The 11,479-nt window shown below is 61.2% G+C and carries 8 protein-coding genes (1 of these 8 only partly in view); 1 reads left to right on the top strand and 7 read right to left on the bottom strand.

The annotated features are described in order from the left end of the window. Positions 1–89 carry the 3' end of a M23 family metallopeptidase gene (locus ACU8HS_RS11285; protein WP_112705857.1) on the top strand. The gene continues 1,855 nt to the left of window position 1, outside the view, so only the last 89 of its 1,944 coding nucleotides appear in the window; its start codon lies beyond the left edge, outside the window; its stop codon occupies positions 87–89. Positions 90–160: 71 nt separating this feature from the next. On the opposite strand, the gene clpB is transcribed toward ACU8HS_RS11285, so the two are convergent. The 7 genes from clpB to ACU8HS_RS11250 form a co-directional block, all read right to left on the bottom strand. Next, positions 161–2,764 (bottom strand): ATP-dependent chaperone ClpB, encoded by a 2,604-nt coding sequence (gene clpB, locus ACU8HS_RS11280; RefSeq protein WP_447014437.1) that lies wholly within the window; start codon positions 2,762–2,764, stop codon positions 161–163. A 200-nt stretch (positions 2,765–2,964) separates the two neighbouring features. Beyond that, entirely contained in the window at positions 2,965–4,371 is a 1,407-nt protein-coding gene (locus ACU8HS_RS11275; RefSeq protein WP_447014436.1) for a DUF1254 domain-containing protein, read from the bottom strand. 178 nt (positions 4,372–4,549) lie between these two features. Further along, positions 4,550–5,251, bottom strand: a complete 702-nt coding sequence (locus ACU8HS_RS11270; protein ID WP_112573401.1) for a DUF4167 domain-containing protein — start codon at positions 5,249–5,251, stop codon at positions 4,550–4,552. Between the two features lie 345 nt (positions 5,252–5,596). Further along, positions 5,597–6,466 (bottom strand): peptide chain release factor N(5)-glutamine methyltransferase, encoded by an 870-nt coding sequence (gene prmC / locus ACU8HS_RS11265; RefSeq protein ID WP_447014435.1) that lies wholly within the window; start codon positions 6,464–6,466, stop codon positions 5,597–5,599. Beyond that, entirely contained in the window at positions 6,463–7,542 is a 1,080-nt protein-coding gene (prfA, locus tag ACU8HS_RS11260) for a peptide chain release factor 1 (RefSeq protein ID WP_447014434.1), read from the bottom strand. Before prfA ends, prmC begins: the two co-directional genes overlap by 4 nt. Before the next feature lie 30 nt (positions 7,543–7,572). After that, entirely contained in the window at positions 7,573–9,840 is a 2,268-nt protein-coding gene (gene ptsP / locus ACU8HS_RS11255; protein ID WP_112573407.1) for a phosphoenolpyruvate--protein phosphotransferase, read from the bottom strand. 90 nt (positions 9,841–9,930) lie between these two features. Beyond that, positions 9,931–11,205 (bottom strand): aspartate kinase, encoded by a 1,275-nt coding sequence (locus ACU8HS_RS11250; protein WP_112573409.1) that lies wholly within the window; start codon positions 11,203–11,205, stop codon positions 9,931–9,933. Between the last annotated feature and the right edge of the window lie 274 nt (positions 11,206–11,479).

Below are 11,479 nucleotides of genomic sequence, written 5' to 3'. Positions count from 1 at the left end.
ATGCGCTCGCCAAGTTCGAGGACGAGCGCAAGCGCATCGACACGCTTCTGAACAACCAGCCCGCCTCCGATCAGGTCGCCAGCAAATAATTCGCTCCTTCTGCGGAAACAAAAATGGCGGCCCGGGAGCCGCCATTTTTTCCATTCCTGTCGGCACAGCCTTATGCCGCTTCGCTGACCGACTGTTTCGTCCGGAACAGCAGCCGATCCGAACCGCTGGTGATCTTCACCGTCGATCCGTCCGGCACCTGGCCCGACAGGATCTGCTCGGCAAGCGGATCCTGCACGAACTTCTGGATCACCCGCTTCAGCGGACGGGCGCCGTAGACCGGATCGTAGCCCCTGTTTGCCAGCCAGTTGCGGGCATCCTCGTCGAGATCGAGCACGATCTTGCGCTCGGACAGCAGCGATACCAGCCGCTTCAGCTGAATATCGACGATCGCGCCCATTTCCTCGCGCTTCAGGCGGTGGAAAAGGATGATCTCATCGATACGGTTCAGGAATTCCGGCCGGAAATGGCCGCGAACGACGTCCATCACCTGCTCGCGAACCGTCTCGCTGTCCTCCCCTTCACGCAACTGCGTCAGATATTCGGCGCCGAGGTTCGACGTCATGATGATCATCGTGTTGCGGAAATCGACCGTCCGGCCCTGCCCGTCGGTCAGGCGACCGTCGTCCAGCACCTGCAGCAGGATGTTGAATACGTCGGGATGGGCTTTCTCGATCTCGTCGAACAGCACGACCTGATAGGGCCGGCGACGAACGGCTTCCGTCAGCGCACCGCCTTCGTCATAGCCGACATAGCCGGGAGGGGCACCGATCAGCCGGGCGACGGAGTGCTTCTCCATATATTCCGACATATCCATGCGCACCATTGCCGTCTCGTCGTCGAACAGGAAGCGGGCAAGCGCCTTGGTGAGTTCCGTCTTGCCGACACCGGTCGGGCCGAGGAGGATGAATGAGCCGATCGGTCGGTTTGGATCCTGAAGGCCGGCACGCGCGCGGCGTACGGCGCGGGATACGGCCTGAACCGCATCGCCCTGCCCGATCACCGATTTCGCCAGTTCGTCTTCCATCCGGAGCAGCTTGTCGCGTTCGCCTTCCAGCATCTTGTCGACCGGAATGCCGGTCCAGCGGGAGACGACATGGGCGATATTGTCGGGTGTGACGACCTCCTGCACCATCGCGTTGCGGCTGTTGTCTTCCTTGCTTTCGGCCTCGCTCAGCTGCTTTTCCAGACCCGGGATCACGCCGTAAGCAAGCTCGCCGGCGCGCTGGAATTCGCCCTTGCGCTGGGCGATCGCCAACTCGTTGCGGGCATCGTCGAGCTGTTTTTTCAGATCGGCGGCAAGGCCGAGTTTCTGTTTCTCCGCCTGCCAGCGGGCCGTCAGCGCATCAGCCTCTTCCTCCAGCGAAGAAAGCTCACCTTCCAGCCGTTTCAGCCGGTCGGCGGAAGCAACGTCGGTTTCCTTCTTCAAGGCCTCGCGCTCGATCTTCAGCTGGATGATACGGCGGTCGAGTTCATCGAGCTCTTCCGGCTTGGAATCCACCTGCATGCGCAGACGGGCGGCTGCCTCGTCCATCAGGTCGATCGCCTTGTCCGGCAGAAAGCGGTCGGTGATGTAGCGGTTCGAAAGCGTCGCAGCGGCAACCAATGCCGCATCGGCGATGCGCACCTTGTGATGCTGCTCGTACTTTTCCTTCAGCCCGCGCAGGATCGAGATCGTATCCTCGACCGTCGGCTCCTCGACCATGACCGGCTGGAAGCGACGGGCAAGAGCAGGGTCCTTCTCGACATGTTTGCGGTATTCGTCGAGCGTCGTTGCGCCGACGCAGTGCAATTCGCCACGGGCAAGAGCAGGCTTCAACAGGTTGGAAGCGTCCATCGCCCCATCCGCCTTGCCGGCACCGACCAGCGTATGCATCTCGTCGATGAAAAGGATGATCTCGCCGTTCTCCGACTGAACCTCGTTCAATACGGCCTTCAGGCGCTCCTCGAATTCGCCGCGGAACTTTGCACCGGCAATCAAGGCACCCATGTCGAGAGCCATCAGCTTCTTGTCCTTCAGGCTTTCCGGCACGTCGCCATTGACGATGCGCAGGGCAAGACCTTCGACGATCGCCGTCTTGCCGACGCCGGGCTCACCGATGAGAACAGGATTGTTCTTGGTGCGGCGCGAGAGAACCTGGATGGTGCGGCGGATCTCGTCGTCGCGGCCGATCACCGGGTCAAGCTTGCCTTCGCGGGCATCGCCCGTCAGGTCGCGGGCATATTTCTTCAGGCTGTCGAAACCCTGCTCGGCGCTCGCCGTATCGGCGGTGCGACCCTTGCGGATGTCGTTGATAACCTGATTGAGCGCCTGCGCGGTCACGCCGGCATTCTTCAGCGACTGATAGGTGGAAGCGGAAGTTTCGATCGCCAGCGCCTGCAACAGGCGCTCGACCGTCACGAAGCTGTCGCCTGCTTTCTTTGCCGCCTCTTCGGCAGTGGAGAAAACCTTGGCGAGCGGCTGGGCGAGATAGATATTGCCGTTGCCGCCGGAAACCTTGGGCAGCTTGGCAAGTGCGGCGTCATTGGCAAGCCGTGCGGCTTTTGCGTCGCCACCGGCGCGCTCGATCAGCGAAGCGGCCATGCCCTGATCGTCGTCGAGCAGCACTTTCAGCACATGTTCTGCCGTGAACTGTTGGTGCCCTTGCGCCAGAGCATAGGTCTGGGCCGACTGAACGAAACCGCGCACCCGCTCGGAGTATTTTTCGATATTCATGCGTTACCTCCATGAATCGCCCTGCCCTTCATAAGGCACAGACCGATGATTGAGATTGAGCTCCCTCAAAAGGCAAGCCCTGTTTGTCGCCATTGAGATTTGCGGCAAACGAAACTCAAGAGCATATGGTGGGGAATCCCGGTAGTTTAAAGGGGCAAGGCATCGGAAAACAGCCGCCCCGAAACCATGCCTCCCGGCCCCTATCGGCCCATGAGCGTAACGTCGGGCAGCACCCATTCCTTATCGAAGAACGCCTTGGTGGGACCGTAGGCGCGGAACATCAGCTCGAACTTCCGCTTCGGGTCCGTCGGCACCCAGTTGGCATCCCTGCCCTTCGGCGCATTCGGCCCGAAATAGAGATCGATCGAGCCGTCCTCGTTCTTGATAAGGTCGGGGATCTGCGACGAACGGCTGGCGCGCGGGACGTTCCTGATCAGGGCGTGCGTCTGTCTATCGTAGGCCGTTACGGACCAGTATTGTTCGACCGGCACGTTTGGCGGAACGTTGAGGCGATAGGTCTTGCCGCCGTCGAAATCGTTGCCGTCCTTATCGCGGATCGAGATCGAATAGAATTGTCCCGCGCCCAGCCGCTTGATGCCGATATAGGCATAGCTGTAAGCGACGCCGCGATGATCGACGGGATAAGCGTCCGGCGCGTCGAAATTGGCTTGCGCGGCGGTGATCAGGTCCGGGTAGGCCGGCAAGGTCCAACGGCTCCTGTCGGTGAAAAATGGGGGAAGCCCCGCATCGTATTTGGCCTCCAGAAGCTTCCGGGCCTCCTTGATGCCTTCGGTCAGCAGAGATTTCACATGCGCGTCCGGCGCAAACGGCTTGCCCTGTTCGATGCCAAGCGATTTCAGCTGGTCGATCATGACCCGATCCCGAGCTATCCACGGCTCCTCCTGAATGACGCGGTTCAGGTTGTCGAAAAAGCTGTCGTCCCATCTGATGGTGGAATCGAAGAGGATGTCTTTGACGTCGGTAAAAACGGTCTCGGGCGGACTGGCGGCCGCGGAGAGAGGATAGACCTTCAGCGTCTTGCCGTAGGCGATCGAAGCCTGCACGTCGGCATCGCCGTGGCTCTTCAGGTTAGAGCGGAAAAGCATGTAGCCACCATAGACCTCCGACTGCAGCGGGATGAAGCCCTCCGGCAGCTTGTCCTTGTAACCTGGCGGCAGGACCACGAATTTTCCGCCTTTGCCCTTGTCGTATCCGAGCAGGCCGGCATCTTCGAGCGGCAGCTGCCAGGCGGTGACGATATTGCCGTTGAAAGAGGAGCTGCCTTCTGCGGCCGGCAGATCGAGAACGACCGGGCCGTCTTTTGCCGTGAAGAAAGTCATGAAATAGAGGGCATCAGGATTGGGCGTCAGCGTCTGGTTCCTCCAATCCAGCGGCCGCCCCCAATAGATGACCTGTCCAACCCTGCCCGGCGTCTTGGTCAGCATCTCCTGGCGCATCAGGTCGTAGTTGACGACGGGAATTCCCCAGACGACGGCCTGGACGGCCTTTCGCTCGATCTCATCGTCGAAGGCTTGCCTTGCTGCCTTCTCCGCGCCCTCGGCGGAAGCAGCGACCAGCAGCACGCACAAGAACACAAGATACTTCATGGCAGCGCTCCTCCGGTCCCGACAGGTGTCCCGGAGTGAACGCCACGAAGGCTCGATGCGGAAGTACGTTACTGTAAATGTGCGTGTAAACGCCGTTCACGACAATCGCGGCAGGCGACTTCGCAAAGAAAAGGCCGCCCGAAGAGGGCAGCCTTTCAAACTTCACAGACGAAGAGGCTTATTCGGAGGCAGCCTCGGCCAGAACCGGGGCCTCGGCGGAAGCGCCTTCCTCACCGGCGGCCTCACCTTCGGCGCCGCGGCGCGGACGGCGCGGGCGGCTGCCGGCATTGCGGCGGCGGGGCTGGCGCTCGCGCTGCGGCGCAGCCGAGCCTTCCTCTTCCATCGCGACTTCGGCCGGAATGCCTTCGATTTCCGGCTGCGGGCCGGTTCCGTCGATCGCTTCCGCCTGCTGTGCCGGCGGCGCTACCGGAGCAGCCTGCCGCTGTTCGCGCTGCTGCTGGTGAGGCGGCTGAACGATGACGACATCGTCATTGTCGGCCGTATCCACTTCGTCGCCATCGCGGTCCGCATTGTCACGATCATTATAGTCGTGGCGGTCATCGCGCTGGAAACGTTCCTGCATCTGCGCCTGTGCGGCGGCAATGATGCGGTTGTAGTGTTCGGCGTGCTGGAGATAGTTCTCAGCTATGACGCGGTCGCCGGAGCTCTGGGCGTCACGGGCGAGCTGCGCATATTTTTCAGCGATATGCTGGGCAGTGCCACGGATCTTCACATCGGGGCCGGAACTGTCATAAGTCCTTGTCAGCGGGTTTCCGCCCTTGCGGTTGAAATTGTTGTTGTTGTTATTTCCACCGCCGCCATTGTTATTGTTGTTATTGCCACGCCCTCGACCGCGCTTGTTCTGCTGTCCTGGCCTCATCGATCGTTCACCTGAATTCTCTGTTTGTGATTGGATACATGGCACCAACCGCCAAGACCGGTCCATCCGGATCAGGGCCTTCGTGCCGCAAGCATAGTGCGCCTTCGCGCCGACCTGCCGCTTGTCTTCAAGTCAGTTTGACTGATTCACGCATTGGGTCGTGTTCAACTTTTGAAACTCTCGTTTAAAAGAGCAGACCCCCGAAGCTGAGCAAGTACCGAACGAATCTCGTTCATTCCTATGCGCCCAACGCGTGAGGGCAACCTATATTGCTTCCTCGGGAAATCCAAGCCTTTTCTTCGCAATAGCAATAATGTCCAGTTCGATGCCGCAATTTGTCGCCGGTCATGCCAGCGAGAACACGAGCACTCTGTCATTTTGACCATAATCTTTCACGGATTTGAGGCACTTGAAGCCTTCCGCTTCGAAGATCGCCGTCACATCGTTTCGCTGATCGTAGCCGATTTCCAGTCCCACGACCCCATTTGGCCGTACGAACCTTGCCGCATCCTTTGCTATGGCTTTGTAGGCGTCAAGCCCATCCGAGCCGCCGTCCAGCGCTGCAGCCGGATCAAATTTCGTCACTTCGGGAGCGAGATCGTGAATGACATTGGAAGCAATATAGGGCGGATTTGAGACAATCGCATGAAACGTCCCGTGGATGTTCTCGAACCAGCTCGATCGAATGGTCGAAAATCGCGCCTGCAATCCGTTTCTTTCTGCGTTTGATCTTGCCGTCTCCAGCGCATCGGCCGAAATGTCGCTGCCGATGCCTGACGCTTCCGGGCATTCACTCAGGAGCGCAAGGCAAATCGCTCCGGTCCCGGTTCCCATGTCGAGGATGTGGAGATTGTTCTCCGACTTTGCAAGGTCTCGCAGATAAGGAATGATCGTATCGACGAGAATTTCCGTGTCCGGCCGCGGCTCCAGCGTGCCCGCCGACAGCGAAAGCGGCAGGCCGTAGAATTCCCGCTCTCCAAGAATGCGGTGCACCGGCTCGTGCCTCAGCCGCCTGTCGATCGCCCGGCCGATGCTTTCCGCCTGCTCCTGCGAAATCGGCTCGCGGCCGGCCGTCAACATTCCGGTCGGCGAAAGCTTCAGCAATCCGGCGACCAGCAGCCGGGCATCGGTCTGCGGATCGGCGATGCCCGCCTCCGTAAAGCGGCGCCGGGCCTCGGCAAGCACCTCTGCAACCGTCGGCCCGGATACGGTCATTGCTGCTCGCCAAGCTGTGCCAGCTGGCTCGCCTGATAGTCCGCCAGCAGCGCATCCACCACTTCGTCGATCTCGCCGACCATCATCCGGTCGAGCTTGTAGAGCGTCAGGTTGATGCGATGATCGGTCACGCGTCCCTGCGGAAAGTTATAGGTGCGGATACGTTCGGAGCGATCGCCGGAGCCGACCTGGCTCTTGCGGTCGGCAGAACGTTCGCTGTCTGCCCTCTGCCGCTCGGCGTCATAAAGACGCGAGCGCAGCACCTGCATGGCCTTGGCGCGGTTCTGGTGCTGGGATTTTTCCGAACTGGTCACGACGATCCCCGTCGGCAGGTGGGTGATGCGCACCGCCGAGTCCGTCGTGTTGACGTGCTGGCCGCCCGCACCCGAGGAGCGCATCGTATCGATGCGGATGTCTTCCGGCCGGATCTCGATGTCGATCTCTTCCGCCTCGGGAAGAACGGCGACGGTCGCAGCCGAGGTGTGAATGCGCCCGCCGGCTTCCGTTTCGGGCACACGCTGCACACGATGCACGCCGGATTCGAACTTCAGCTTGGCAAAGACGCCCTTGCCGGTGATCGTCGCAATGATTTCCTTGTAGCCGCCGGCTTCGCCCTCGCTTGACGAGAGCACTTCCACCTTCCAGCCATGTGTCGAGGCATAACGCTCATACATGCGGAAGAGGTCGCCGGCAAAAAGGGCCGCCTCGTTGCCGCCGGTACCGGCGCGGATTTCCAGGATCGCGCTCTTCTCGTCGGCCGCATCCTTGGGCAGAAGCAGGATCTGGATGTCGTTCTCCAGCGTCTCGATCCGCTCCTTCACATCAGGCAGCTCAAGTTCGGCGAGATCGCGCATGTCGCGGTCGACGGACTTGTCCTCGAGCAGCACCTCCAGATCGGCAAGCTCGCCGACAGCCCTCTGATAGGCACGGATCTTGGTGACGACCGGCTGCAGCTCGGAATATTCGGATGCGAGTTTCACATAAACGTCGGCCGAAGGGCCGGCCGACATGCGCGCTTCGATCTCGCCGAAGCGGCGCTCAAGCTCGCGCATCTTTTCAATGGGAAGCTTCGCCACCCCTTGCTCCTGTTCTTCTTATTGATGTGTCTAAAGGGGAATATTGTGGCTCTCGGCGAAGCGGGCAAGCACCTCGCGCATCGGAACGGTCGCATTCCGGTCGTCCAGCGCCTCATTGACCGCCTTCGTCAAGGCCTCGGCATCGAGCCCGAGCAGCATGGCCTTGACCGGTCCGATCGAGGCCGGCGACATGGAAATGGAACGGAAACCGACGCCAAGCAGCGCCATGGCCGAAAGCGGTTTGCCGGCCAGCTCACCGCACAGTGTTACGGGCGTCTTGTTGCGGTCCGCACCGCGCACGATATCGCGCAGGATGCGCAGGAATGGCCGTTCCAGCGGATCGAACCGCTCGGAAACCCGCGCATTGCCGCGATCGACCGCCATGGCGAACTGGAACAGGTCGTTGGAGCCGACCGAGACGAAATCGACCGCGTCCATCAGCTCATCGAGCTGCCACAGCAGGGCCGGAACCTCCAGCATCGCGCCAAACTGCAGCTTGCGGGGCAAGCCATGGCCGAAGCGAGAAAGATGCTGCACTTCCTTCTGCAGCAATTCGCGCACCTGCCGCAGCTCCGACACTTCGGTGACCATCGGCACCATCAGCTTCAGTTCGGTGCCGGCCGCAGCCTTCAGCATGGCGCGCAACTGCGTGCGCAGGAGACCCGGCCGGTCGAGCGACAGGCGGATCGCCCGCCAGCCGAGCGCCGGATTCTCTTCCTCATGGCCGCGGAAATAGGGCACGACCTTGTCGCCGCCGATATCGAGCGTGCGGAAGGTTACGACACGCCCGCCCGCCTGTTTCAGCACATTGCGGTAGAACATTTCCTGCTCTTCCGCCTTCGGCATGGTCGAAGCGATCATGAACTGCAGTTCGGTGCGGAAAAGCCCGATGCCCTCCGCGCCCGATTCCGCCAGCTGCGGCAGATCGACCAGCAGGCCGGCATTCATCAGAAGCTGGATGCGCTGCCCGTCCCGCGTGACCGGCTCGACCGAACGCAATGCCCGGAACTGCTCCTGCCGTCTTGCACGGAAGCGGACCTTTTCCTCGTAGGAGCGCTGATGTTCCGGCATCGGCCGGATATGCACATGCCCCTCGTCGCCGTCGATGATAACGGCGTCGCCGTTTTCGGCGAGCGCCACGACGCCGGCCGCCTGGCCGATGACGGGAATGCCCATGGCGCGTGCGACGATCACCACATGGCTCGTCACCGCGCCTTCCTCAAGCACCAGACCGCGCACATTGGCGCGCGGATAGTCGAGCAGTTCAGCAGCACCCATGGCGCGCGCCAGGATAATCGCATCGGTCGGGAAGCCCTCGGCGGTCGTGCGGCCGGTGTAGCCCGTCAGCACACGCAGCAGCCGGTTCGCGAGATCCTCGAAATCGTGCATCCGTTCGCGCAGGTACGGATCGGTCAGGCGCATCATGCGCGCCTTGGTATCGCTCTGCACCTTCTCGACGGCCGCTTCCGCCGTCAGGCCGTTGCGGATCGCTTCTTCGAGCTTGCGCACCCAGCCCTGGTCGTGGGCGAACATGCGGTAGGTTTCCAGCACCTCGCGGTGCTCGCCTTCCATGGAAACGTCGCGGCGCGACAGCATGTCGTCGATGGAGATCCGGAGCGAGCCCATGGCTTCCGCCAGCCGCCGGATTTCCTTTTCCGCGTCCTCGTTCAGAAGGTTGGTGACGACGATGCGCGGCTCGTGCAGCACGACGTAACCGAGGCCGATTCCATCATTATAGGTGTCGCCGTCGATCGTGACGGAGCGGGTAAGATCGAGTTCGAGACCCGGCTTGGTAATCTTCTTGAGTTCGCCGGTCGCAATCATCTCGGCGAGAACCATCGCCGTCGTCTCGAGCGCTTCCAGCTCCTCGTCGCGATAGTTGCGGCTCGCCTTGTTCTGCACGACGAGAACGCCAAGCGAGCGTCCCGTACGCAGGATCGGCACGCCGAGGAAGGAATGGTAGATTTCTTCGCCCGTTTCCGGCAGGTAGCGGAAGGCCGGATGCGACTGCGCATCGGAAAGATTGAGCGGCTGGGCGGACGCGGCAATCGTGCCGACGAGGCCCTGTCCCATTTTCAGCTGCGAAAGGTGGACGGCTTCTTTTTTGAGACCTTCGGTCGCATAGAGCTCGAGAACACCGTCGGCGCGCAGCACGTAGACCGAGCAGACCTCCGCCACCATGTTGCTGGCGATCTGCCGCACGATCCGGTCGAGTCGCTCCTGCGGCTCCAGCGGCTCCGCCATCAACTCGCGCAGCCGCTTGAGCAATACGCGCGGACCGCCGGAAAGGTCTCTCATTGCGTCTCAAGCTCCCCGAAACAAACGCCTAATGCGGCCAGCAAAACCGGCCGCATCTTCAACCTGAAGGGGCAGGCCGCCCGCTGGGAATCAATTCTTATCCAGACCGTAGCAGGAATGCAAAGTTCTGACAGCGAGTTCTGCATAAGGACCGTCGATCAGGATCGAAATCTTGATCTCCGAGGTTGTAATCGCCTTGATGTTGATGCCTTTTTCGGCAAGTGCGCGGAAGGCTGTCGCCGCAACGCCGGCATGGCTGCGCATGCCGATACCGATGACGGAAACCTTCACCAGCCCCGATTCGCTCTGCGCGACGTCGTAGCCGATCTTCTCCTTGTTGTCGGACAGGACCTTGATGGCCTTCTCGACATCACCCGAGGGAACGGTGAAGGTCATGTCGGTCTTCGAACCGTCTTCGGAAATGTTCTGAACGATCATGTCGACGTTGATGTGGCTCTCGGCAAGCGGGCCGAAGATGGCGGCGGAAACGCCCGGCCGGTCGGCAAGACGGCGAAGCGAGATCTGAGCCTCATCCTTGGCATAGGCGATGCCGGTGACTACTTCCTGTTCCACGATTTCATCCTCGTCACAAATCAGCGTTCCGGGCGGGTTCAAGAGGTCGCCCATGCCCGGAGCATCGGGATCCTCGAAAGACGAACGCACGAAGGTGCGAACCTTATGCACCATGGCGAGCTCGACCGAGCGCACCTGGAGAACCTTGGCACCGAGCGACGCCATTTCCAGCATTTCTTCGAATGCGATCTTCTTCAGCCGCCGCGCCTTGGGCTCGATGCGCGGGTCGGTCGTATAGACGCCATCGACATCGGTATAGATATCGCAGCGGTCCGCCTTGACGGCGGCGGCAATCGCAACGGCCGACGTATCCGATCCGCCGCGCCCAAGCGTCGAGATGCGGTTGTCGGGGCCGAGGCCCTGGAAGCCGGCAACGACGGCAACCTGTCCCTCGCCCATGCGCTTGATGATATCGGCGCCGTCGATCTCCAGGATGCGCGCTGCGCCATGCGCATTGTCCGTGCGGATCGGGATCTGCCAGCCCTGCCAGGAACGGGCGTTGATGCCCATGCTCTGCAGCGCGATCGCCAGAAGGCCCGACGTCACCTGTTCGCCGGAAGCCACGACGGCATCATACTCGCGCGCGTCGTAGAAGGGCGAGTTGGCACCGATCACCTTCGGCGTATTCTGCACCCAGCCGACGAGTTCGTTGGTCTTGCCGGACATGGCGGAAACGACGACCGCCACTTCATGGCCGGCATCGACTTCACGTTTCACATGGCGGGCAACGTTCTTGATGCGGTCCAGATCAGCGACGGAGGTTCCGCCGAATTTCATAACGATGCGTGCCATAAGCCTCTACCACGACCCGCACGCGATTGCCGGAAAACGGGATCTGCTTCCCCGGCACGCCGCGCGCCATTCACAAACCGCCGGGAGAAACGCATTGCCCTCCCGGGCCTCAGAAAACCCCGGCTGCCAGATGACCGAAGAGCCCGGAAAGACTGGTTTCTGGAACGCTTCTAAAGCCCCGCCAACCAAGGACGAAAGTTGGGCGTCTCTTAGCGAGTTTGACAGGGGGTGGCAAGGGCGCGAAGAAGCCGAAGTGGAAGGGTATTTCCTCGTC

The sequence above is a fragment of the Rhizobium sp. KDH_Rht_773_N genome (assembly GCF_052946295.1).
This window is presented reverse-complemented; position numbering and strand designations above follow the sequence as displayed.